Here is a 23,926-nt window from a genome sequence, read left to right on the forward strand (position 1 = left end):
AATTCGCCATGACTGTACGAATGCCCATAGGAGTTTGTGCCTTAATTACTCCCTGGAATTTCCCAGTGGCAATTCCTTGCTGGAACTAGTGCTTTAGATGTTTTCACAGAATGGAAAAGTGTTTATGTTGACTTTTCTGGAAGTTTGCAAAGCGCTCAGATAGATAATCGCAGTTAATTTCGCAATAAGCGCGATTTTCAGCTGAGTAGACTATAAAAAAAGACCTAACCCCCCAGCTCCTTCCTTACTAGCGTTGGGGAGTAAGCCTCGAAGCCTCTCTTCTAAAAGAAGACAGAATCTAAATTTCGCATTGGAATGTGAAATTTGTAGTATCCCCTTGACATTATGTAGGTTTTGTACTACAAATGTAGTATAGAGATAAAAGCCTCCTCAAAAGGCAAGAACTAAAACCTCTGGTTCAATTCCCGACGGCTCCACTAGACTCTACTTCGGTTGAAGTTGTGTAGATGCTGACTCGGCAAGTCGAGTCACATCGCCTCAATCAGAGCATTGCAATTATTTAAACTTGGGTCTGTAGCTCTAACGGTAGAGTTCCCAGATGTCACTTGTGCCCTGACAGAAAAAGCTTACATACTTGCTCAAAGGTAGAGCGATCGCATTTAAAACGATAAGTGCAGGTTCAATTCCTGCGGTGTTACCACAGCTTTTTCAACTTGCACGAGGTGTGAGTGTAACTCTCACAGGGAGGGTATCGGTTCAATCCCGATCAGATCCACTAATATCAATTCGTAATTAAAATCAGAGGTGATTGCAATGGTTCATATTCGATTTGAAGGACGTTCCGTTGATGTCCCAAAAACACAATTGGGAATTGCAGCAGGCATGAATGATATGGCAGTGAAGGAGCGCGTTGCTCGGCATTTAGATGTGAATAGCGATCGCCTGTCTGTTTACGTAATTGATCGCCGTCCTGGTGGTGATTTGATCATCCGTCCTGAAGCTGTCTATGGTTAAAGTGCCTGGAAGACGGAAGTTAGGAGTTAGGAGTTAGGAGTTAGAAGTTTTGAATAAATTAGTTTCTTTGATTATCACTTTTAACTCTTCAATCGGAACTTATAGCTTAGAACTTTCAAAGCAGAGTTTAAAGCATAAGCCTTTGCTTCATTTATAACTGCATAATTTTATTCCGCACCCTAACTTGTGAAGCCTACATATAACTCCGGCAACGGAATGCAGGTACACTGCGAGAACGCTACACGAACGATTCCTGTCGCTCCCTTTGATGGGAGCGTAGCCAAATTGGTATAGGCAATTTTGAAAGTTACTTTGCTAACTTGTGCGAAATTTAAATAATTTAAATTTGATATTTTTATAACATTTACTCAATACAGAGGTGAGTTCAATGATGTTAGCTAAATTATGTTTAATAACAACTTAGTTCGATTGATTTTAAATCAACTTTGTCAAAAGTAGAGTTCTCACTTCGTGCCCTAACTAAAGAAGCTTACATACTAGCCGAATTGGAACAGGCACTTGACTGAAGCTCAAGCAATTACGGGTTCAAATCCCGTGTGTGAATCAACAGCTTTTTCGACTTGCACGAGGTGATCTTATTTCATTTCAACATGGAGGTGAGAACGATGAAAAAGATTAATTTTTTCAACTAGGGAGTAGTGTCAACGATTTCGATACTTTATCAGGACTTACGCAAAATAATGAAAAAACGAACCGCATTCGCGCAGCATCTCGTAGAGAAGGACGCATAGACACGTACTCCTACGGAGAAGCAAGCTACGCGGAGCGTCTCCAAGAGTTGTGGCTTCCCGCAGGGTAGGAATAAGAGTTTCACAGAGTTATTACGTAAGTCCTATTTACATCAAATTTATCAATTGGCAGTTGTTGCCGCGCCCCGATCGCAGAAGCTTAGATAATTTTGCACAAATTATACACAATGCTTCCACAACTTGCGCGGTAACTTTATCGCCCCGCGTGCAACATCTGCCTCCTTCAATTTTGGATTTTAAATTGCAATCCAAAATCCAAAATCTAAAATCCAAAATTGTTAAAGGAGGTTCTTATGAAAACCGCAGAACGTGACCTGCGCCTGGAAATGCTCAACAGTTTGCTCACAACTCCTCACCGCAAACTTGAGCAAGTCGCAGAAATTCATCAGTTAATTGTTGAACTCGATCCAATCTTCTATGGACATCTGGCCGTTTGGTATCAGCGTCATGGTGATATCCGCGACCACAAGGAAGTGTTTGTTGCTCACTTACTGACTAGCAATTTGACTGAACACCGAGATGCTGGATTTGTGATGCTGCAAGAGTTTCCGCCCTATCAGGTGGCTCGTGTGGTGGACTTCATGAAGCAGCAGCAGAATAAACTGCCTCGTTCCGCTCGGACTGCGGTACGGCGTTACTTGAAGACACGGGAGAGCAATCCGGCTCTGTTTGATCGTGCTGCCTTGCGAGGTCGTAAGGCAATGAAGCACTTATATGCTTCACTGCACATCAAGCCAAATGAGCGGGCAAATGCGATTCTGTTTCGCGATACTCCACCAGAGGGTTCGTTAGCAGATATGCTAAAACAGCTTGCTAAGGCAGAAAGTGCAGCAGAACAGGCACGGCTGATTGTGGAGTTCAAAATTCCATATACGATCGCAATTGGTACTATCAAGCAACTCACACCAGTTGTATTGGTGGCGTTAATCAACAGCATGACTCCTCAAGAAGCGATCAATAACCTCAAATCGCTCCAGACTAGAGGTGCAATGGATCACCCAGAAGTCAAGAAGCTGATTGATTCCAAGCTGGAAGAAGCGTCTAAGAGTACGCGTGTCTCAGCATTCAAAGCACAGATTGCCACAGACGCCGCAGATTTTGACGCAGACACGGTTACCCGATTGGAAAAAGTGACTAACGAACAGGTGAAGCGGCGTGGTGCGATCGCTCGGACAACTGCTTTATTGGTGGACAAGTCTGGTTCAATGGAAAATGCGATCGCGACGGGTTTGCAACTCGCTGCCCTCATCTCTGGTATCACTAAAGCAGAACTGTTTGTCTACGCCTTTGACACCATTCCTTACGCTGTTACGGCAAAGGGCAAGGAGTTGAGCGACTGGGAACGTGCCTTCCAGCACATCAAAGCAGGCGGTAGCACTAGCATCGGCTGTGCATTGGAAGCAATGCGGAAGAAGAAGCAGGTGGTTGACCAGATAATTCTGGTGACGGACGAGGGTGAAAATGCGGCTCCTTACTTCGGTGAAGTCTACAAGAACTACTGCCGGGAGTTGGCGATAATGCCCAATGTGGTGATTGTCCGTGTGGGTACTCATTACAACTGGGTGGAGAGTCAATTAAAGCAGCAGCAAGCACCTGTAGATACGTTCACCTTCGCGGGTGATTACTACAGCTTGCCGAACCTTGTCCCACTCCTGACGCGCCCCTCTCGTCTAGATTTGCTGATGGAGATTTTGGATATGCCGTTGCCTGTAAGAGAAGATAAACTGTGATAGGGTTTGTCGGTATCCAGTACATAAATAATACTGGATACTGGCTACAAGTGTAATAAAAATTAAATCTTAAAATTTACATATTCTTCTGACTATCATCTTTCAAGCCTATCAATCTCGGCACTTGAGAACTTAGATCTATTGGTTTAGCATCTTTTACATCCGCAAGATGAAAAACTAATTGAGCTTGTACTAGCGATCTAAATTCCTCACTTTCTATAGTATTAGCAATGGTAATTGCTTGTGCTTGCCTTTCATCTAAACGCAAGCGGTCATACAGATCTGTAGCTCTTTTTCTTGTTTCCTCAGCTTGCTTAAAAAATAATGCAGATACAACGCTAATTACAGCACCTGGAAGAGTGTTCCAAAGCTTCTTAGGGTTATCTGTATTTACTGCACTAATTCCTGCATAGATAATTAGAAAAAACCCCACAGTTGCTGCTGCTAGGCTAAAATAAAATTGAATTCCAGCTTGGGTTAAAGCTTGGGAATGGTAATTTTTAATCAAATTTTCTACTACCGATTTTATTGGCTTATTTAATTCTGGTAAGTTAATCTCGATATTTTTTAATTTTTCTCTTATTTCTGTTATTGCAGTATCACTTGAGGACTCTTCTGCAACAACTCTAATTATTGCTGCTTTTTCCCTTTCTGATTCAGCTTTAACAAGATTAGTAATCTTATTAATCGCTTCTGACGCTAATTCCTCAGAACTACTTTCAATACGCTTTACAATAACTTGAGAAATTGGCACTAATACCCCTGCCGCCAAAGCAACGATAATTGAAGCAATGATTGCTGGTGGTTTATCAGTATTTGATGATGTTTGTGAAGGTTGTGGTGTCGGTGTAGACGATGATGGCTGTGCATAAGAAGGCACAGATAGATAAACTAGACACACTAAACTAGCTGAAACAAATAAAAATTTTTTTTGTATCATAAAAAACAATGGTAAATCACTTGCAATGAGCCTTAAATAACTATAAGGCGTATGAAGTAGCAGCGGTCGCTCTACTCCAAAATCCCTCTTTTCATCTCTTCCAATTTTATGTAGTATAGTGTATTATATTAATATCCTGCGTGCCCCAACTCTTGGAGCTTACATACTAGTACGAGAGGAAAGGTAACACTGCCAAATGCAGTGGGCGTGTGTGAACGGGGAGTACGAAGAACCTGGGAGGTAGGCTTAAAAGTAGCCATCCTTGAAAGAGTGTGTAAAAGCTCACCAGCGGAGTCCCTCAAGTAACTGAGAACACGCAATGCTCCACCAACTTGCACGCAGAATTATATTAATTCGTAATTAAGAAAGTGAGATTTCATTACGGTTTTTAGGGTTACATTGGTAGCCTTATTTTTGAAAATTGGTATTAGTTATGACTAACATATTTAAGCTAATCAACCAAATTGCGATCGCAGAAGCACAGTTATCTGCTACCCAATTTCTCGCCCCCTGTGTCAAGGGTGGACGAGTTCGCACACGGGTAGCTGGGATGGTCTACACCTTCAGTCCAAAGCCTAGTAAATTTGAAGGTTGGGGCATTTTTCAGCCTGTAGATGAGAAGACAGCAACGGTTGTAGAAGAAGCAGACTTACCCCAGGTTGCGGAATACCTGCAACAGTTTCCCCAAATACGGCTGCGGTTAGCACATCCACTGCGGGGACAAACTTGGTTAGCATATCCCGTGAATGAAGTAGATATGCGTCAACGGTTAAAGGTGGTGAAGCCGATCGCAGTCCACTTAGTTACTGAAGGTATCGCCTTTGAGCAAATTATTGCCCGCTGGAATGAACAATCCTGCTGGTTTGAGGAAGTAGATCGCCGTACCGATCCGGCAATTTGTGAAACTCTGCAATCTGCTGTCAAGCAACTCACTCCTACTGAGGAATTACAGTTTAAGGGCATCACTCCAGAAATCCGCACAGTATATAAATTAGCAACTCGGCGGATTGAGGGATTTACTCAACCCGAACAGGATGAAAAGCGACTGAGAAAGGCTTTGCAAATGGGTGGCGGTAAATTAAATCAATTCCACGATCGCAGTGATTATTGGACAGTCGATTGGACAACTGCTGATGGTGTTCGCCATAGTAGTGCGATCACTAAAAGTGATTTAACTGTTGTTAGTTCTGGTATTTGCCTAAGTGGACGCGATCGCGACTTTGACTTGCAATCATTAGTGGGTGTAATAGAACAACAAGAGTAGTGAGAACAATAAGACTAATTAATTACGAATTATTATGAGTATCTTTTTTCACGAGCAGCTTTACCGCACCAATACTGTGATGGCAAAGCTTAAGGATTATCCGGTAACAATTTGTGGCGCTGGAGCATTAGGAGCTAACATTGCTGAAAACCTAGCTCGGTCTGGTTTTGATAAACTTACAGTGATTGATCGCGATCGCATTGAGGAGCGTAACCTTTCGACTCAGCCTTACTACCGTTCTGATGTTGGGGCGTTCAAGGCGAAAATATTGGCAAATAATTTATATCGAGCAATTGGTACTAAAGTTGATGCCAAAATAAAGGAGTTGACACCAGCAAATGCAACTCAATTACTCAAAGACAGCCAGCTAATTGTCGATGTCTTTGACAATAGCGTGGCACGTCAAGCAGTGAAAGATTATGCTGAACAATTAAGCATTCCTTGTCTTCATGCTGGACTATCAGCTGATTATGCAGAAGTGATTTGGAATGACGTTTATCGCGTTCCTTCCGAGGTGAATGATGATGTCTGTGATTATCCGCTGGCACGAAACCTGATAATATCAACCGTGGCTGTGGCGTGTGAAGCGATCGTCTCATTCATTGCCACAGCAGAACAGCGTAACTTCACCATCACTTTAAAGGATCTGACTATTCAATCTCTGTTTTTGTAAATTGCGTAGACGTTCTTAGCGGCTTGTCGCAGACATCGCCCATCAGAATTTACCAAATTCTCAGGGTTTAAGTAAAGAGCAACTAACAAGCGGCAAGTTTTGGGGCGAGGTGTAAATCTCCGTTACAAAACTTAATTACTCTCTTCTCTACCAGACGCTACGCGCAGCGTCTGGTAGAGAGCGTCATTACGAATTATGAATTAATTAGCTAGATAGTTGTGTATCTTATCCTTCTGTTTTCGTAAACTACCTAAAGCTTGTTGCTCTATCTGTCTTACTCGTTCTCGACTAATACCCATACGTTGACCAATCTCTGCTAAAGAAAGTTCTTTTTCATTTGTTAAACCAAAACGCAAAGTTAATATTTCTCGTTGCTGGGGAGTTAATGTTGACAATAAAATTTGAATATTTTGTTGGAGAAACTTTTGGTCAGTGTATAATTCTGGGGAGAGTCCATCATCCTCCAACACATCTTGTAATTCTGTATCTTTTTCTGAGCCAACTCGCAATTCTAGAGAGACAGGTTGACGCGCTAAGAGGAAATAATCTCGAATTTGTTTAGGATCTAAAGATAGTTCTTCGGCGATATCAACTGCGGTAGGAGTCCGACCTAGTTTTTGAGTTAATTCACGTTGAATACGCTTGATTTTGTTTAGTTTTTCTGTAATATGAATAGGCAAGCGGATAGTACGTCCTTGTTCGGCGATCGCTCGTGTAATTGCCTGACGAATCCACCAATAGCCATAAGTTGAAAACTTGTACCCTTTAGTAGGGTCAAATTTCTCAACTCCTCGCTCTAAACCTAAACTTCCTTCTTGAATTAAGTCGAGGAAATCTAGGTTATGTCTTTGATACTTCTTAGCAACAGACACCACAAGTCGCAGGTTAGCCTGAATCATTTTCTGCTTGGCTTGATATCCCTGATGTAGCTGTTGCAGCAGTGATTTTTCACCGATATTTATATTTTCAACCCACTCTTGTTGTGTCGGTTGACGTTTTAATTGAATAGCTAATTTTTCTTTTGCAGCAAGTAAAGCTATCATTTGTTGAACTTGCTTGGCGAAATTAATCTCTTGCTCATTAGTTAATAAAGGTATACGTCCAATTTCACGAAGATAAGTACGTACTGGATCAATAGTAGATAAATGTTTTTCATTTTTATTGTTTCCTTCTAGAGACTGGAAAGATAGATTATTCATAGTTATTTTAACCTTCAGAAATACTTGTTGGTTTAGAGGTAAATAAATTTTAATCACAGAAAATTAGTGTAACATTCAGAAATCAAATTATAATGAAATTATTAATTTTGGATGATTAAGTTACTGAGGTGACTTTTGACTAAAATCGGTTTTTAGCTTGATTTTAAAAGGTGAAATTCAAAGATTGGTCAAGATTTTTCTCGTTGTGATCACGGATAATTATTTCGCCAAAACTAATATGTTTTAAGTTAAGAGCTTGATGTTACAGCAGCTTGTCAAAGAAGTGAAAAGGTTATGTCTGTCCAAATTTAAGTTCGTTATGAAGCAGTAGAAATACCTCTATAAACAGCTTCTGCAATGGGTTTTGCAGCACTGGAGACAATGGGTTATGCCTTGATTACACAATTGCTTTGGCAGGGGAACCTACTTGTTTTTATATCTTAAAAGACGCGATCGCTCTTGAGTAAAGTTATGTCTTTTCTAATCCTTCTCAGATTTTGACCTTTTCCTACCAAACAAACTAGTCATACTTAATCCAGTAACTAACAATCCCAATAGTCCTAGTCCGTTCAAAATCGGGTAGATTCCCTGTAAACCAAAGATTTCACCACGATGAATCGAAAGCAGTAGACTACGCCCAACTCCAAGGTTAGCTGACCACTCACCTACCAGCGTAGCTGCAATACCAGTTAACAATGTTACAGCAAGCGGTAAAGCCAAAATAATCGCTAGAGTCCGGTGGTACTTGCGAAATGAACGCATTATCCAAAATCTCCAGTGGAAACTATAGCAGTTTGCAAGTTGATCAGGTACAGAACTATTTATCTTCAAGCCAGATAGAAAGCTTGTTCTTTTAATGTTTCCTGTCTTTTGACTGAATTCTAGATTTTAAATTTTGGATAATGGAATTCAAAGATTCAAAATTCAAAATTTGAAAAGGTCTGTCCCTTACGCGTCTTGTAATAGTTTCCCCCGAATTTAAACACGAAAACAATTCTATTATCCAAAATCTAAAATTATTTATTCAGAACAACTACCTGGAAACATGGGGTCAATCTAAAATATAAAATCGTTCGACTGACCGTAGCCGTACCACTTCTCTACGAGACGCTCCGCGAACGTGGAAGCAAGCTACGCGTAGCGTTCCGCAGGAAAGTCCAAAATCCAAAATTGTTTAACTTCTGCTGTATGTTTAGTTTTCCCTCACCCTTTAGAAACAGTGGCAATATTTGTGTCAAGTGTTTGTAACCCCTTAAGAGCTTTCGCTTTATCTTTTGCTTTCAGCGCACCCTTCACCTGGGTCGCAGTGTCTTCGATTACATTATAGGTTTTTGAAGATTTAGTTTTGACACCATCCTCAACCTTAGACCAAGAATTTTCAAACTTATTAAATTCCTGTTGAGCTTTGTCAAAATTTCCGGCTTGCACCGCAGTTTTTGTATTTGAAACTACACTGACCAAAGGAGCAAAACCTCCCTGCGTAGTACCAGGAGTTTTGGATGCTGTTGTCCCCCCAGTGGTTTGAGTGGTAGCAGGAGTCTGGGTAGTAGATTTTTGATCGCTGTTACATCCTACCAATGTCAGTAAGCCAATTGCAGTAACGGGGATGATGTAGATTAAGCGTTTCATAAAACCTCTTGAATAATCATAAATCGCCAAGTCCTGACGGTATCAGTTACTATATCAGCAAACCTGTCATCTAAAGTTGCTGGAGACGTAGGAAGATTTTATCCAGGTTTAACCTAAGTAATCAATGCAATAATCTATACTTTATCTATTTATGCGGCTGTATCAAGGCTGTTTTTGCATCTTAATTGCGGGTTTATGCCCGATCATTTTTGATGGGTAATAATGTCTAATTTGTTACTTTGTTTCTGATTAAAAAGTCTTGAATACAGTTGACAAATTCTTTTAACTCTAAAATTAAGTTAGTAGTATCTTTAAGCTCTTGATCGTAAGCCAATTGTTCTAGTTTGTCAGCTGCTAGGTACATAGCTGTGGCTCCAATATTGGCAGTAGCACCTTTAAGGTGATGAGCTTCTCGCAGAATTTGCCCAAAGTCATGAGATGCGATCGCTGCAATAATTATTTCTAAGCGGGGTTTAATATCATCAACGTATATTCGCAATAGATTTAATTCAAATTCTGTGTCATTTCCCGATATCCGATGCAAGTGTTCCCAATCAATTGCTAGGTCAGTGGAAACTGTCTGTTCATACACAACTGCCTTTTGTTGTGAGAAGATCACGCCTGTCCAATGCTCTAGAGTCGCAGCCAATTTTTCTTTAAACACTGGCTTAGTCAGATAGTCGTCCATTCCGGCATTTAGACACATTTGTTCGTCTTCTTTCATCGCATTAGCTGTCATCGCAATCACCACAGGACGACGACGCAGGGCAAAAGCGTCCTCTTGCCAACGATGAATTTCTTTTGTGGTTTCCAAACCGTCGAGAATTGGCATTTGGCAATCCATTAAAATCAAATCGTAAGGAATTTTTTCTAATAGCTGCAAAACTTCCTTTCCATTAGCAACGACATCGGCTTTGTAGCCCAAACTCTGGAGTTGCTTCAAGGCTACTTTCTGATTCACCAAATTATCTTCAGCTAGCAGAATTCTTAACTTGGATTTAGTAGAGGGGTTAGGAGAAGAGGAAGTAAGAATGCTTGAAGTTTCTGTACTCTGGATTTTTTCAGTAGCCTCTAGCCAAGAGTCTCTAACTCGTTGTTCTAATTCCGGCACAGTTTCTAAAATAGTTATGATGGTATCGCGCAGTCGTGATGGCTTAATGGGTTTAACCAAATAAGCAGCAAATCCGATTTGGAGCGCCTGCTGCACTTGATCCCGTTGATTAGTAGAGATGATCATAATCAAAGGTATCTCAGCAATTGCAGAATTGGCTTTAATTTGTTCTCCTAAAGTCATGCCATTTGTTTGGGGTATTTGCATATCAACCAAGGCGACATCATAGGATTTTCCTTGCTCACAAGCTTTCTGAATAACTTTGAGGGCCGCAGCAATACTGTCAGCTTGATCTACCTGCATTCCCCAATGAGTAGCTTGATGGTAGATAATTTTGCAATTAGTAGCATTGTTATCCACCACTAACAAGCGGCGATTGTGTAAAAGTCCGCGATCGCATTTTGGCAAAACAGGCTCAACTTGGTTGGTAAAAAGCACCTCAAACCAAAACTTAGATCCTTTCTCCATCTGACTTTCTACCCCAATCACTCCTCCCATCAAAGTCACCAGTTGTTTACAGATGGCTAATCCCAAACCGGTACCACCATACTTGCGAGTCGTAGAAGCATCCACTTGGGTAAATGGCGTAAAGAGTTTGCGTTGGTCTTCAGGGCTAATGCCAAGACCTGTATCTGTGATGGCAAAATGGATAGTGGCTGTAGTGGAGGAAAGCGAACGCAATTCGGCTTGCACTAATACTTCGCCAGCGCTAGTGAACTTGATTGCGTTACTGATTAAGTTCATGAGAATTTGCCGCAGCCTACCACTATCTCCTTTGAGGTGGCTGGGGACGTTGTGCTCAATCATGGCAGCAATTTCTAATCCCTTGTTATGAGCTGAAGGAGCCAATAATTCCACCACTTCTTCCACACAAGTGAATAGGTCAAAATCTAGAGTTTCAAGAGCCATCTCTCCAGCCTCAAGTTTGGAAAGATCCAAAATCTCGTTGATTAAACTTAAAAGGGCGTCTCCACTACTCCGAATTGTTTCAATAAAATCTTGCTGTTCTGCGTCTAAGGGAGTATCTAACACCAAACTGGTCATTCCCAATACAGCATTCATCGGAGTCCGAATTTCATGACTTATATTTGCCAAAAAGGCACTTTTAGTCTGAGAAGCTAATTCGGCTTGGCGACGGGCAATTTCAAGTTCTTGTCGCTGACGAGTTTCTGCTGCTAATAGTTGGGCTTGGGCTAAGGCAATACCTACTTGGTCGGCTATTTGCCGCAAAAGATCAGTTTCAAAGTTAGACCAGTGGCGGGAATCATCACACTGATGAACTATGAGCAAACCGCGAAGTTCTTCTTTGACAAGAATGGGCACAACCAAATTGACTTTGACCCCAAACTGTTGCATTAATTCCAGATGGCTTTGTTCGACTTTCAGCAGATCCAAATTAGCCAGCCCTAAAACGTGTCCTTGACGGTACTGCTGTAGATAGTATTGTTGTAGATATTCCGCTTGGAAGTAGGGAGGAGTGATGCTTTGCTCTTTGATTGCTGGTAAGCCAGAAACTACTGCTTCAATAACGGTGGGTGCAGACTCATCTGGCAAAAGCTGGTAGATCAAAACTCGATCAGTCTGGAGAATCTTTTGCACCTCCTTGACAGTGATTTGGAGAATTTCTTCGATTTGTAAAGACTGGCGAATCTTGAGGGTGATTTCGGTAAATAGTTGCGATCGCAAGTTTTGGCGTTGTACTTCTTCTTCAGCCTGTTTACGCTGAATAAACTGCCCCACTTGTTCGCCAATCGAATTCATCGTTTTTGCTAAATCTTGGTCAGGTGGCTGGATTTCACGGTTAAAGCAGGTAATGACACCAAGGATTTTGTGACCGCTACGGATTGGAAAACCAAAAGCTGCTTGTAATTCTACTTGAGCGTTAATTTTGAAGCGGGAGAAACTGAGTTCTTTAACAACATCAGCGATCCAAACAGGTTCAGAACTAGCCCAAACCCGACCAGGTAGTCCAATTCCTGGTGGAAACGTGGTTTGCCGATTCAGTGCTTCAAACTCTTGCACCTCAAGGGATGCTTTATGCCACATATCGAGAAAACGCAGCACATTTGCTTGCTGATCTACCATCCAAATTTCACCCAAATCCCATCCCAAACTCTCGCAGATCCCTTGCAGTATTTGGTGAGTAGCTTCGCCCGTCGTGGCGGACTCCGCTAAAACGCGGGTTGCAGCATATTGTGCAGTCAGATGCTGTTCAGATCGTTTGCGATCAGTGATGTCAATGCCAGTGCTAACAATGTGTTCCACTGATCCTTCATAGTCTTTTAAGAAGGTATTCGACCAGGAAATCAGTCGCCGACTGCCATCCTTCATTACCCAATAGTTTTCGTACTCTAGGAAGCCTCCACCAGTTAGCAATTGCTCAAAAATTGCTTTGACTGACTCCACCTCTTCAGGAATTAGGAACAAGTTCCAGAAATACCTACCCCTCACCTCATCGAAGGAGTAACCTGTTATTTGCTCACAAGCTTGATTGAAGCGAACGATTTTCCCTTGAGAGTCAAAAACTATTACTAAAGCACTGGCTGTATCAAGGACTGCTGAGATAAAGTTGCGTTCTTGATTTAAGGTTTCTTCTTTCCTTTGGCGCTCAATCACCTGACGATAGATGAAGTAGTAGACTACAGCAACAACGATAAAACTTACGCAGATGGCGATCGCAAATGTCAGAATTGTGTTGCGACTTGTGTGTTGGAGTCGTCCCCCTTCCTCGTTTTCCATCTCATTGATCACCTTGCGGCTATCATCCATGAGATTTTGTTGATTATTTCTCACTACTACTTGCAATGCCGCCTCTAATCCCTTGTTCTGGCGCAAGTCGATAGTCTTGAGTTGAGTTTTAGCCGTTATCAGAGATTCAAGCGTTGTGATCTGCTCTCGTTGGTTCGGTTGATCTGTTGCTAAACTTTTCAGTTTGGCAATTTCTTGATCGACGTTAGCAAGTGCTGTTTGATAAGGTTTGAGATAAATTTGTTTTCCAGTGAGGACATAACCATTTTGCCCAGTCTCCGCATCCTTGATCTGGGACAGTAGTTCTTCTAGACTGTTAATTTTTTTAGAAGTATTTTTTCCTATACTGCCATTATTAGTATATTCTATTGGATTTTGATCGGAAACCACACCAATCAAAACTAAAATTGCCGACGCCAAACTGAAACCTGCCACAATCCTTTTGAAAAATTGCTTGCGTACCCTCTGCGTCTGTTTGCCTTTGTTGGTCACAAGTACCAAACTTGCTAAATTTCGGCGCAATTCCAGTTGCTTAATGACTTGACGACCTAAGGTTCGTAATGCCTCTATCTGATCTGGAGTAAGTTCTCGTGGTACATAGTCAATCACGCAAAGTGTTCCTAGCGCATATCCCTCAGGATTAATCAGAGGTACACCAGCATAAAACCGAATATTTGGGTCAGAAGTGACCAGTGGGTTTGCGGCGAACCGTTCGTCATTTGTTGCATCAGGCACAATCAAAACATCAGGCTGTAGAATAGCATGGGCACAGAATGCCAAATCTCGATGTGTTTCTTGGGCATCCAAACCGACTTTTGACTTGAACCACTGACGGTTTGTATCAATTAAGCTAATTATTGCAATAGGAGTCTGACAAATATACGAGGCTAAACGGGTGACATCCTCAAAAGCGCCTTCAGATGGCGTATCGAGGATTTTATACTGCAAAAGCGTCTCGATTCTCTGTACTTCGTTATCAGGTAATGGTGCTTTCATCCTTGAGCCTTATCTACATTCTGGGGACTGGGGAAGAAGCAGAGGGGCAGAGGGGCAGGTGGTAGAGGGGCAGGGGAACCAGTGCCCAGTGCCCAATGCCCAACAACTCTTGGAGAGGCTGCGCCCTAAGCGTAGCTATGCCGCAGGCTTTACGACGCCGCTCAGTACAAGTGCCCAATGACGCCAGTTGCTTCTCCTGTCGGAGATGCTCTTGCTAGCAAGATCCCTGTAGGAGTACAACGGAGAGAACCTCCGCAACGCACTGGCTCCCCAATGCCCAGTTCAACAAACTTACTTCAATTAATGACAATAGTTTGGTTAAAAGCGTTAGGGTAATTTCACTGAGTTCGACCTTATTAAAAAATCAGTCAAATGATTAAGTCCTTGCTGTATTTTTTGTGGGCTGGTTTATTTGAAATCGGGGGCGGCTACCTAGTCTGGTTGTGGTTGCGTGAAGGTAAGCCGTTCTGGTGGGGCATATTGGGTGGAATTGCTTTAGCTTTCTATGGGGTTATTGCAACTCTCCAATCGACAAATTTTGGCAGAGTGTATGCGGCTTACGGTGGCGTGTTTATCGCAATGGCAATGCTTTGGGGTTGGAAGGTAGACGGGGTAACTCCAGACCGCTACGACCTAATAGGAGCAAGTTTCGCTTTAGTGGGTGTTTTAATTATCATGTTTGCACCCAGAACTTAATTGACACTTTCAGTGTTTTTATGGCTGATATTTGGGCAAATTCTCTGATAATTTACAATAATTATCAATTCTCACAAGGATCTTGGTTTGTAACAGTAGGTAACTAAAAATTTGGAATTTTGTAGCGGTTGAATAAAATGTTATTCTTCAAAAACAAAAAAAGATGCAATTATTGCATATGTACACGCTTATTTAAATCTTGGTAACTACAATCAGGATTATATTTTTGTTAACATTTGCAGAAAATTAAGGTTAAGTATCTTTTAAGACAAAAATGTCTAACTAAAAGTAATCAAATGTAGTGAAGTATACAAATAATTGGTGCTTAGGAAGAAAAACAAGTGTTGAAGAAAGTTGTAATGATTGGGGCTATGACCCTACTGATTTTGGGAGTACCGCTGATGGGCAATGCTTTTGCCCAAACCCCAGCTGCTGCGCCGCCTGCTGCTGATACTGGAGATACGGCATTTATGCTGATTTCAGCAGCACTCGTGCTGCTAATGACACCAGGATTAGCGTTTTTCTATGGTGGATTTGTGCGATCGCGCAATATCCTAAACACATTGATGATGAGCTTTGTGGTGATGGCGATCGTGGGAGTTACCTGGATTTTGTGGGGCTATAGTCTTGCCTTTGCGCCAGGTTTACCGTTCATCGGTGGATTGCAATGGTTGGGGTTGAATGGTGTCGGTTTAGAGATTCAAGGCTACTTGCCGCATCTGCCATACGAAGATGCGCTCAAAGCAGCAGACCCTAAATATGCTGATGTTGTCTCCTATGCCGGAACGATTCCCCACCAGGCGTTCACGATTTATCAAGCGATGTTTGCGATTATCACCCCAGCCTTAATTTCTGGGGCGATCGTTGAGCGGATGAATTTCCGCGCCTATTCGCTGTTTGTGCTGCTGTGGTCAACCTTTGTTTACGCCCCCCTGGCCCACATGGTATGGGCGAAAGGTGGATTCTTAGGTTTGGCTGGTGGATTAGGTGCCCTCGACTTTGCAGGCGGTACAGTAGTTCATATCAGTTCTGGCGTTTCTGCTCTAGTAGCAGCGATCGTCCTTGGGCCTCGGAAAACCCATCCTGATCGTCTTAGCCCTCCACACAATGTTCCTTTCATTTTGTTGGGTGCTGGCTTGCTGTGGTTTGGCTGGTTCGGTTTCAATGCTGGGAGTGCCTTATCTGCTGCTAGTGGAACTTCTGGTGATGTAGTCACAAATTTAGCAACAACAGCCTTTGTTGCTACCAATACAGCGGCGGCGGCGGCAGCTTTAATGTGGCTAATTTTGGAATCAGTTTTACGGGGGAAACCGACCGCTGTAGGAGCGGCTACAGGAGCCGTTGCTGGCTTGGTCGGCATCACTCCCGCCGCCGGATTTGTCACACCGTTATCAGCGATTTTAATTGGTTTCATCACCGCCTTTGTTTGCTTCTATGCGATCAGTTTCAAGCACAAGCTGGAAATTGACGATGCTTTAGATACCTATCCCGTGCATGGCGTTGGTGGTACAGTAGGGGCAATTTTAACGGCGATCTTTGCCACGACTCAAGTCAACGGAGGAGGTAAAGACGGAGTGCTGCGTGGTAATTTTGGTGAATTGGGAGTTGAACTAGTAGCAATTGCCATTGCCTATGTGATCGCAGGTGTTGGTACGTGGATTATTCTCAAGGTTATTGATGCTACAGTCGGGCTGCGAGTCAAAGACGAAGCTGAATTGCAAGGTTTGGATATTAACGAACACGGTGAAGAAGGTTACAACTCCGAGTTTGGCGATCGTCCCACTTAGTAAGGAGTGCTGAGTCATTCAATTTTGGATTTTGAATTTTGGATTTTGGATTGAAAGAAAAATCTAAAATCCAAAATTGGGGTAATTTGCGATCGCTAGCGTTAAAATTTGATTCTAATAATTGGTAAATTTCGCTAGTCGTGTCTACTTCAGCAAAAACCTTTCCGATCTGGGCATTTTTCTCGCTGTTAACCAACGGCATCCTCATGTTGGCGGTCATCCTGCTAATTTGGCAACAGCAGAGATTGACCGCTTTTTTTGGGGGGGTAATAACATCCCCAGAGCCAATCAACCTGAACAACTCACCCCAAGTTGTTACACCTGATTTAGGTCGCCGTCACCAACTCACTTACCAGGAGTGGGTAAACATCCTTAAGCAAGAAGCCAAGGTAGCTGCTGACCAACGGACTCCGCATTTAAGCATCCTGGCGGGAGATTCTTTGAGTCTGTGGTTTCCCCCCGATTTATTACCCGAAGGTAAAAATTGGCTCAATCAAGGAATTTCTGGCGAAACCAGCAATGGACTTTTGAAAAGATTGAAGATATTTGACCGCACCCAGCCAGAGTTAATTTTTGTGATGATTGGCATTAATGACCTAATTGGGGGGATAAGCGATGGGGTAATTTTAGATAATCAGCAGCAAATTATTAGTTACCTACGAAAGGCGCATCCCACAGCCCAAATTATTGTCCAATCGATTTTGCCACACGGGGCAGAGGAAGCAACCTGGAAAGGACGAAAGAAACTCCAGACTATTGCCAATAGTCGTATTCGCCAGTTGAATCAGCAACTGCAAAGCATTTCTACCAAAAAAGGTGTCAAATATCTCGATTTATATCCCCTGTTTACCAACAAGCAAGGTAATCTCCGCCGCGAATTTACTACTGATGGCTTACATTTAAGCCCTGAAGGCTATATAGTTTGGCGTTCTGCATTGCAGATTTATAGCGAAATCGAATTAAAACCCCAACGTTAACGTCCTTCGAGGGAAAAAGGGTAAAGCACAAAAAGAAGTAATATCTTTGAAGACAACTGTGTATAAATCGCCTCTTGGCGCGAGAAAATAAAAAATAGTGGTTTAAGTAGACAAATCTAATGGATACAAAAGCTTTTAAGCGCAGCCTGCAACATTCAGAGAATTACAATCGCAAGGGCTTTGGTCATAAAGCAGAAGTTGCCACCCAGTTGCAATCTGAGTATCAGAGTAACTTGATTCAAGAAATTCGCGATCGCAATTACACCCTACAACGAGGTGATGTGACGATCCGACTAGCACAAGCCTTTGGCTTTTGCTGGGGTGTAGAACGAGCTGTGGCCATGGCCTACGAAACCCGTCAGCACTTCCCCACAGAACACATTTGGATTACTAACGAGATTATCCACAACCCTTCTGTAAATCAACGGATGCAGGAGATGGAGGTAGAATTCATCCCCATTGAAGGAAAGAATAAAGACTTTTCTGTTGTTGGAACTGGTGATGTAGTCATATTACCTGCTTTTGGGGCTAGCGTTCAAGAAATGCAGATACTTCACGATAAAGGCTGCAAAATTGTTGATACAACTTGTCCTTGGGTATCTAAAGTTTGGAATACAGTAGAAAAACACAAAAGAGTCGATTATACTTCCATTATTCATGGTAAATATAAGCACGAAGAAACAGTCGCTACTAGTTCCTTTGCTGGCAAGTATTTAATAGTGTTAAATTTGCCAGAAGCAGAATATGTTGCTGACTATATTAGCAATGGTGGGAACCGTGAAGAATTTCTGACAAAATTTGCTAAAGCTTGTTCAGCAGGATTTGATCCCGATCAGGATTTAGAAAGAGTTGGTATTGCCAACCAAACTACGATGCTTAAAGGCGAAACTGAGCAAATTGGCAAGCTTTTTGAGCGGACTATGTTGCAAAAGTATGGCCCCACTGAGTTAAATCAGCATTTCCAAAGCTTCAATACCATCTGTGACGCCACCCAAGAACGGCAAGATGCAATGTTAGAGCTAGTAGAAGATAATTTAGATTTGATGGTAGTAATTGGTGGGTTTAATTCATCAAATACTACTCAATTACAACAAATTGCTTTTGAGCGGGGAATTCCTTCTTATCATATTGATACTGTTGAACGGATTAAATCAGGAGATTCGATAGAACATCGGCAATTAGATGGACAGTTAATAACTACAGAAAACTGGTTACCAGATGGAGAAATTGTCGTGGGAATTACTTCTGGTGCTTCTACGCCAGATAAAGTGGTAGAAGATGTAATTAAGAAAATTTTTACTGTGAAAGCAACAGCAATACTGGTTTAACAGTGGTCAGTTATTGATTTTATCTCTTGGCGAAACACTACATCAATAAAAGTTATCAGTAACTAGTGAACAATAGTTACTGATAACTGTTGACTGTTAACTATATATTAAAAATTTGTGAGAAATTCAAGAAATGGCTGTTTATGAGCAAATTGGCAAAGGCTATGATTTGACTCGTCGAGCTGACCCTGAAATTTCTGCCCAATTAGCTGTTCACCTTCAGCTAAAATCAGATTACTCATATCTAGATGTGGCGTGTGGGACTGGAAATTACACACTAGCTTTGGCAAAACATGGTGGTGTTTGGTATGGAGTAGACCAGTCAAAACAGATGATTGATACTGCTACGAATAAGAGTAATGCTGTAGCTTGGCAAGTTGCAGAATCTGAGGCGTTACCTTATGCTGATGAGACTTTCTCTGGTGTGTTATGCACATTAGCAATACATCATTTTGCTGCATTAACTCCTGCTTTTCGGGAAATTTACCGTGTCTTGGCTGCTGGTTGTTTTGTATTATTTACTGCCACGCCTGAGCAAATGAATAAATATTGGTTAGTCGAATATTTCCCAGAGGCTATATATAAATCTGCTGAACAGATGCCAAGTTTAGAAAAGGTCAAATATGCTCTCAATGAGGTAGGTTTTCAATCAATACATATCAAACCTTATTCTATTTCGGAAAACTTACAAGACCTGTTTTTATATAGTGGAAAACATCGTCCAGAAATATATTTAGACGAGAATGTGCGTTCTGGAATTTCTACCTTTGCTTTGCTAGCTTCTGCGGATGAAATCGCAGCAGGGTGTGAAAGGCTAGCAGCAGATATTAACACAGGACGCATCACAGAGATTGTCAATAAATATGAAAAAAATCAAGGAGATTACTTGTTTGTAATCGCCGATAAAGTATGAATCATGAATTAGCATGACACAGAAATGGCTTTCTATCGTCGGTATTGGAGAAGATGGATTACAGGGGTTAAGCGCGATCGCTCGTTCTCTAGTCGATCAAGCTAAAATAGTTGTGGGAGGCGATCGCCATTTAGCAATGCTCCCTACAGATGATCAACGTGAGAAACTAGTCTGGACATCCCCGATTAGCGCCTCAGTTGAGCAAATCATCCAGCGTCGGGGTGAATCAATTTGCGTACTCGCAAGCGGCGATCCGATGTGTTACGGCATTGGTGTTACCTTGATGCGGCGAATTCCCATTTCAGAAATGACGATTATTCCCGCACCTTCAGCCTTCAGCCTCGTCTGTGCCAGGGTTGGATGGTCTTTGACTGAGGTAGAAACCTTGAGTTTGAATAGTCGTCCATCCTCCCTACTCCAGTCTTACATCTATCCGGGAGCGCGGCTCTTGATTTTGAGTGAAGGGAAGGACACACCCGCCATTGTTGCCCAAATTTTGACAAATCGCGACTATGGTGGCAGCAAAATCACCGTATTGGAGCGCATGGGTGGCATTCATGAAAGAATTGTGGAAGGTACAGCTGCATCTTGGAATGAAAACGAACTTGCTGCTTTGAATGCGATCGCAGTTTATTGTATTGCTGATGTTGGGGTTGTGCCATTACCAAAGTTACCAGGACTACCAGATAACGCCTACCACCACGATGGACAGTTAACTAAGCGTGAAGTTAGGGCAATCACCTTAGCAGCTTTGGCACCCACACCGGGAGAATTGTTGTGGGATGTGGGCGCGGGTTGCGGCTCGATTTCTATTGAATGGATGCGAAGCCATGCTCGGTGTCGGGCGATCGCGATCGAACAAAACTCGTCTAGACTACTTTACATTGCCGATAATGCCGCGACTCTCGGTACTCCAAATCTGCAAATCATTGAAGGTAAAGCGCCCCATGCCCTGAAAGACTTGCCTGCACCAGATGCCATTTTTATTGGTGGTGGAGTGACAGCAACGGGACTTTTTGATGTTTGTTGGGAAGCACTGCGGCCTGGTGGACGTTTGGTGGCAAATGTCGTAACGGTAGAGGGTGAGCAAACTTTATTTCAATGGCATGAACGAGTCGGTGGTGATTTAATTCGTGTTGCCATCCAACGAGCGGAACCTATTGGTAAATTTTTGGGCTGGCGAGCAATGGCGCCTGTGACGCAATGGATGGTTGTAAAATAACAAGATTTTTATTTAGTATAAAGTGTTAATGATGTCCTGCAAGCCAGTACCAGTAACTTAAATCTTGATAAATTAATTATCAAAAGTGATAAACTTTTTTATACTCTTATAACTTACGCACGGCTTATAAAAGAACGAACCACAGAGACACAGAGTACACGGAGGAATGAGAGTTTGAGAGGTTTTTTGCGTAAGTCCTAACTCTTTCAAAACTGGATCATAAATGACTCTTTTTTGACGATCACAAAACTTTTTGGTCTACTGAGTTTTGTTGTTTTTTGAACACTGACAACGCCAAACACACAAGTCCCATTATTATCAGCGACACTGAAGAAGTAGGTTCTGGGACAGACTGAAGGTTTTGCAGAGATTGATAATCAATCAGATTCCCTTGAATTGGGCTGAGTGATGCCAAAAGTTGCTCAATATCTTTAGATATATTAGTGTCATTAATACCAACACTTCTAGAAGAGATGAGTCGATTAAACGTCTGGCTACTTGATACATCAAAATCTCCTGTTAACCCAAGAAAATTTTGACCTATTTTACCTATAAGGGAGTTAATCAGATTGTTAGCATCAGTTTTGATCCCTTGCGGAAATAACTCTAAACTGCTGGAGCTGGGGTTATTGATGTTTCCAATGGTTGTGTTATCACCATCCACTAACCATTTGCCATTACCAATGATTTCATTTCCACTCGTAAAAACCCAGTTACCATTACCAATAATTGTGTTGTTACTACCGAAGTCCCAATTACCATTTCCAATGGCTGTGTTGTTACTCCCAAAGTGCCAATTACCATTACCTAATATTGCATTATTATTTCCGTTGTCCCAATACCAGTTACCGTTACCAAGGGTTGTGTTACCCTTTGCAAATAACCAGTTGCCATTACCGATAGTTGCATTGTCATTATTAAAGTTCCAATTACCATTCCCAATGGTTGCGCTGTTGCTCCCATAGTCCGAGTTAAAATTTCCAATGGTTGCGTTCTTACTACCAAAGTTCCTATTGCTATTACCAACGGGTAGGTTGCCCTTATTAAAGGGTGGGCTACCAGCATTAGTAATAGAGTTACTACTACCAGTATTAAACGTATTGCTACTGTTACTAAAGGGTATATTATTACCAAGGACTTCTCTCAACGGATCGAAAGGCGATTGTTGAAGTAAACTTCCAGCACCTGCTATAGGGTTACTGTTGCCAGCAAAGGGGTTGATACCGCCAATTGCAGTGGTATTGCCACCGTTTAGAAATGGGTTACTTCCATTTGCTAATGTGTTATTAGTGTCCTGGAAAAAATTTTTACCCAGAATTAACTTCAAGCGATCAAAGATTAATTGCTGAAGCTTGCTGCCAGCATCCCCAGCAAAGGGGTTGCTACCGCCACCTGTAATGGCACTGTTACCAGCTAAGGGGTTACTACCACCCGTCAATAAACTGCCTTCAGTATACAAACTGCTATTGCTAGCAAAGGAACTACTGCTATACAGGTTGCGATCGCTAGTGGCACTAAAGCTATTAACCTTACCATTAATGGAATTGACAGCAGACGCTTCCATTGCTACTAATTCTCCTACTTTTAGTTAAAAAATTTTAGGGTCTTCAGTACATGTTACGCCAAGTATGAATTTGCTCAACCCAAAATTTCTTTAAATAAAGGCTTTAATCATCTTCACTGTCAACCTGACAGAAAATCTTACCTAAAGTCCTTACTAATAAAGAGTTTCAGTGCATAACATAGTCAATTAGCATAGTATGTACTGAAAGACTCATCATTGTTCCAAAGATTCTAATGACTGTTGCTACTAAGCGAACGGGATGCCGCCACCAGCACCGCCACCACCAAATGATGGGATGCCGCCACCAGCACCGCCACTACCAAATGATGGGATGCCGCCACCAGCACCGCCACCGCCAAATGATGGGATGCCGTCACCAGCACCGCCACCACCAAATGATGGGATGCCGCCACCAGCACTGCCACCACCAAATGATGGGATGCCGCCACCAGCACCGCCACCACCAAATGATGGGATGCCGCCACCAGCACCGCCACCACCAAATGATGGGATGCCGCCACCAGCACCGCCACCACCAAATGATGGGATGACGCTACCACCCTGTGTCTCTTTAAGCTTTGAGTTAACTAGGTTATCAATAGTAACCCTCATACCTAATCCGTCCGGTATTTCAGTTGTGCTAATAGTACTACCCTTGCTGCCAACACCAGTCAAAGGGTCAGTGGCACTACCCTGGTTAGCACCGCCTGCGGATGGATTTTTACCGACTGCGGATGGATTTTTACCACCTGCAAAGATGTTCCAAAAGTTGTCACCAGCGAAAGGATTACCACCATAGGCTAAATCAGGCTTGCTACCACTACCACCACCACTACCACCAAATGGTGAACTACCGCTACCTTCTCCTTTACCAACACCACTGAATATTTGGGAGAGTTCTTTATCATCCAGAACTTCACCCAGGCGACCGAAGGGTGAATCTCTCAACTTGTCTGCGCCACTAGAAGAGTTCCCTGTACCACTACTATTCAAATCTGCCATCAGGACTAATCCTCCTAATTCTTAGAATAAAAATCTTGCTAGCATAGCAACATAAAATGGACAAGATTAAATCTTGAACATGAATTTTATGTTGTATTTTTACTAGCAAAACTATTTTGTAGCCTTTATTTTCTTTGATTACCTTATAAGGTAGAGATAATCAATTTTCAATGCTACTTTCATTTATAATTTATACAATTTTACTTCTAATTACAATGGGATTTTTTTTGATAAATGCGTCAAAATATTACATATTTTTAGACTAAAAAATAGAATATTTGAGTAAAAAAGTTTGTAATAAAATTATATTTTGATTAAATATCATATTGCAATGAAGAATTTTTTGATAAATTTGTCAAATCTTTAGACGATGTTTGAAAAGTTATGAGAATTCAGATTATT

Annotated in this window: 18 protein-coding genes, 1 tRNA gene and 1 other annotated feature; of the genes, 12 read left to right on the forward strand and 7 right to left on the reverse strand. The window is 42.0% G+C overall.

Annotation, left to right across the window (positions count from 1 at the left end; all coding sequences use genetic code 11):
- The first annotated feature begins 20 nt into the window (after nucleotides 1–20).
- From V7K46_RS09475 to V7K46_RS09490, 4 genes are all read left to right on the forward strand, one after another.
- Nucleotides 21–89, forward strand: coding sequence for an aldehyde dehydrogenase family protein (locus V7K46_RS09475; RefSeq protein WP_335112534.1), 69 nt, complete (start codon nucleotides 21–23; stop codon nucleotides 87–89).
- A 685-nt stretch (nucleotides 90–774) separates the two neighbouring features.
- Nucleotides 775–975: a hypothetical protein gene (locus V7K46_RS09480; protein WP_335112421.1), complete on the forward strand. Its 201-nt coding sequence runs from the start codon at nucleotides 775–777 to the stop codon at nucleotides 973–975.
- Nucleotides 976–1,466: 491 nt separating this feature from the next.
- Nucleotides 1,467–1,537 (forward strand) — tRNA-Phe (locus V7K46_RS09485).
- 501 nt (nucleotides 1,538–2,038) lie between these two features.
- Nucleotides 2,039–3,475 (forward strand): vWA domain-containing protein, encoded by a 1,437-nt coding sequence (locus V7K46_RS09490; RefSeq protein WP_335112423.1) that lies wholly within the window; start codon nucleotides 2,039–2,041, stop codon nucleotides 3,473–3,475.
- A gap of 76 nt (nucleotides 3,476–3,551) precedes the next feature.
- On the opposite strand, the gene V7K46_RS09495 is transcribed toward V7K46_RS09490, so the two are convergent.
- A complete protein-coding gene (locus V7K46_RS09495) occupies nucleotides 3,552–4,415 on the reverse strand; it encodes a TRADD-N-associated membrane domain-containing protein (RefSeq protein WP_335112425.1) in 864 nt (287 codons plus the stop codon).
- A gap of 233 nt (nucleotides 4,416–4,648) precedes the next feature.
- Nucleotides 4,649–4,704 (forward strand) — a sequence feature (23S ribosomal RNA rRNA prediction is too short).
- Nucleotides 4,705–4,848: 144 nt separating this feature from the next.
- On the opposite strand from V7K46_RS09495, the gene V7K46_RS09500 reads away from it, so the two are divergent.
- Nucleotides 4,849–5,679, forward strand: coding sequence for a hypothetical protein (locus tag V7K46_RS09500; protein WP_335112427.1), 831 nt, complete (start codon nucleotides 4,849–4,851; stop codon nucleotides 5,677–5,679).
- A gap of 34 nt (nucleotides 5,680–5,713) precedes the next feature.
- Nucleotides 5,714–6,352, forward strand: coding sequence for a HesA/MoeB/ThiF family protein (locus V7K46_RS09505; protein ID WP_335112429.1), 639 nt, complete (start codon nucleotides 5,714–5,716; stop codon nucleotides 6,350–6,352).
- A gap of 200 nt (nucleotides 6,353–6,552) precedes the next feature.
- Here the strand turns inward: V7K46_RS09505 and V7K46_RS09510 are convergent, their stop codons facing one another.
- From V7K46_RS09510 to V7K46_RS09525, 4 genes are all read right to left on the reverse strand, one after another.
- Complete coding sequence (locus V7K46_RS09510) at nucleotides 6,553–7,551, reverse strand: RNA polymerase sigma factor, RpoD/SigA family (protein WP_335112431.1); 999 nt, start codon at nucleotides 7,549–7,551, stop codon at nucleotides 6,553–6,555.
- Between the two features lie 480 nt (nucleotides 7,552–8,031).
- Nucleotides 8,032–8,313 carry a peptidase gene (locus V7K46_RS09515; RefSeq protein WP_273763151.1) on the reverse strand — a complete coding sequence of 94 codons (282 nt, stop codon included), beginning with the start codon at nucleotides 8,311–8,313 and terminating at the stop codon, nucleotides 8,032–8,034.
- Nucleotides 8,314–8,754: 441 nt separating this feature from the next.
- On the reverse strand, nucleotides 8,755–9,180 hold the full coding sequence (locus V7K46_RS09520) for a DUF4363 family protein (protein ID WP_335112433.1): 426 nt from the start codon (nucleotides 9,178–9,180) through the stop codon (nucleotides 8,755–8,757).
- Nucleotides 9,181–9,406: 226 nt separating this feature from the next.
- Nucleotides 9,407–14,035, reverse strand: coding sequence for a GAF domain-containing protein (locus tag V7K46_RS09525; RefSeq protein WP_335112435.1), 4,629 nt, complete (start codon nucleotides 14,033–14,035; stop codon nucleotides 9,407–9,409).
- A gap of 372 nt (nucleotides 14,036–14,407) precedes the next feature.
- Between V7K46_RS09525 and V7K46_RS09530 the strand changes: the two genes are divergently transcribed.
- The 6 genes from V7K46_RS09530 to cbiE all read left to right on the forward strand — a co-directional run bounded on the left by V7K46_RS09530 (nucleotide 14,408) and on the right by cbiE (nucleotide 20,958).
- On the forward strand, nucleotides 14,408–14,731 hold the full coding sequence (locus V7K46_RS09530; RefSeq protein ID WP_298918353.1) for a YnfA family protein: 324 nt from the start codon (nucleotides 14,408–14,410) through the stop codon (nucleotides 14,729–14,731).
- 371 nt (nucleotides 14,732–15,102) lie between these two features.
- Nucleotides 15,103–16,518, forward strand: a complete 1,416-nt coding sequence (locus V7K46_RS09535) for an ammonium transporter (RefSeq protein WP_442939820.1) — start codon at nucleotides 15,103–15,105, stop codon at nucleotides 16,516–16,518.
- 140 nt (nucleotides 16,519–16,658) lie between these two features.
- On the forward strand, nucleotides 16,659–17,495 hold the full coding sequence (locus tag V7K46_RS09540; RefSeq protein ID WP_335112439.1) for an SGNH/GDSL hydrolase family protein: 837 nt from the start codon (nucleotides 16,659–16,661) through the stop codon (nucleotides 17,493–17,495).
- A gap of 119 nt (nucleotides 17,496–17,614) precedes the next feature.
- Complete coding sequence (locus V7K46_RS09545) at nucleotides 17,615–18,823, forward strand: 4-hydroxy-3-methylbut-2-enyl diphosphate reductase (protein ID WP_335112441.1); 1,209 nt, start codon at nucleotides 17,615–17,617, stop codon at nucleotides 18,821–18,823.
- A gap of 133 nt (nucleotides 18,824–18,956) precedes the next feature.
- Nucleotides 18,957–19,736 carry a class I SAM-dependent methyltransferase gene (locus V7K46_RS09550; protein ID WP_335112443.1) on the forward strand — a complete coding sequence of 260 codons (780 nt, stop codon included), beginning with the start codon at nucleotides 18,957–18,959 and terminating at the stop codon, nucleotides 19,734–19,736.
- A 13-nt stretch (nucleotides 19,737–19,749) separates the two neighbouring features.
- Nucleotides 19,750–20,958, forward strand: a complete 1,209-nt coding sequence (cbiE, locus tag V7K46_RS09555) for a precorrin-6y C5,15-methyltransferase (decarboxylating) subunit CbiE (protein ID WP_335112445.1) — start codon at nucleotides 19,750–19,752, stop codon at nucleotides 20,956–20,958.
- 241 nt (nucleotides 20,959–21,199) lie between these two features.
- On the opposite strand, the gene V7K46_RS09560 is transcribed toward cbiE, so the two are convergent.
- Both V7K46_RS09560 and V7K46_RS09565 read right to left on the reverse strand, forming a co-directional pair.
- The gene (locus V7K46_RS09560) at nucleotides 21,200–22,522 is read right to left on the reverse strand and encodes a hypothetical protein (protein ID WP_335112447.1); all 1,323 of its coding nucleotides are present in this window, start codon (nucleotides 22,520–22,522) and stop codon (nucleotides 21,200–21,202) included.
- A 246-nt stretch (nucleotides 22,523–22,768) separates the two neighbouring features.
- A complete protein-coding gene (locus V7K46_RS09565) occupies nucleotides 22,769–23,524 on the reverse strand; it encodes a hypothetical protein (RefSeq protein ID WP_335112449.1) in 756 nt (251 codons plus the stop codon).
- Nucleotides 23,525–23,926: the final 402 nt, after the last annotated feature.

It is taken from the genome of Nostoc sp. (assembly GCF_036917395.1).
Taxonomy (GTDB): Bacteria; Cyanobacteriota; Cyanobacteriia; order Cyanobacteriales; family Nostocaceae; genus Nostoc.

Excerpts from the sequence above, each read along its gene's own strand:
- V7K46_RS09530 (WP_298918353.1), top strand. The coding sequence starts at position 14,408 with ATGATTAAGTCCTTGCTGTATTTTTTGTGGGCTGGTTTATTTGAAATC.
- V7K46_RS09520 (WP_335112433.1), bottom strand. The coding sequence starts at position 9,180 with ATGAAACGCTTAATCTACATCATCCCCGTTACTGCAATTGGCTTACTG.
- cbiE (WP_335112445.1), top strand. The coding sequence starts at position 19,750 with ATGACACAGAAATGGCTTTCTATCGTCGGTATTGGAGAAGATGGATTA.
- V7K46_RS09535 (WP_442939820.1), top strand. The coding sequence starts at position 15,103 with ATGACCCTACTGATTTTGGGAGTACCGCTGATGGGCAATGCTTTTGCC.
- V7K46_RS09545 (WP_335112441.1), top strand. The coding sequence starts at position 17,615 with ATGGATACAAAAGCTTTTAAGCGCAGCCTGCAACATTCAGAGAATTAC.
- V7K46_RS09560 (WP_335112447.1), bottom strand. The coding sequence starts at position 22,522 with ATGGAAGCGTCTGCTGTCAATTCCATTAATGGTAAGGTTAATAGCTTT.
- V7K46_RS09500 (WP_335112427.1), top strand. The coding sequence starts at position 4,849 with ATGACTAACATATTTAAGCTAATCAACCAAATTGCGATCGCAGAAGCA.
- V7K46_RS09525 (WP_335112435.1), bottom strand. The coding sequence starts at position 14,035 with ATGAAAGCACCATTACCTGATAACGAAGTACAGAGAATCGAGACGCTT.
- V7K46_RS09550 (WP_335112443.1), top strand. The coding sequence starts at position 18,957 with ATGGCTGTTTATGAGCAAATTGGCAAAGGCTATGATTTGACTCGTCGA.
- V7K46_RS09480 (WP_335112421.1), top strand. The coding sequence starts at position 775 with ATGGTTCATATTCGATTTGAAGGACGTTCCGTTGATGTCCCAAAAACA.
- V7K46_RS09505 (WP_335112429.1), top strand. The coding sequence starts at position 5,714 with ATGAGTATCTTTTTTCACGAGCAGCTTTACCGCACCAATACTGTGATG.
- V7K46_RS09565 (WP_335112449.1), bottom strand. The coding sequence starts at position 23,524 with ATGGCAGATTTGAATAGTAGTGGTACAGGGAACTCTTCTAGTGGCGCA.
- V7K46_RS09490 (WP_335112423.1), top strand. The coding sequence starts at position 2,039 with ATGAAAACCGCAGAACGTGACCTGCGCCTGGAAATGCTCAACAGTTTG.
- V7K46_RS09515 (WP_273763151.1), bottom strand. The coding sequence starts at position 8,313 with ATGCGTTCATTTCGCAAGTACCACCGGACTCTAGCGATTATTTTGGCT.
- V7K46_RS09495 (WP_335112425.1), bottom strand. The coding sequence starts at position 4,415 with ATGATACAAAAAAAATTTTTATTTGTTTCAGCTAGTTTAGTGTGTCTA.
- V7K46_RS09510 (WP_335112431.1), bottom strand. The coding sequence starts at position 7,551 with ATGAATAATCTATCTTTCCAGTCTCTAGAAGGAAACAATAAAAATGAA.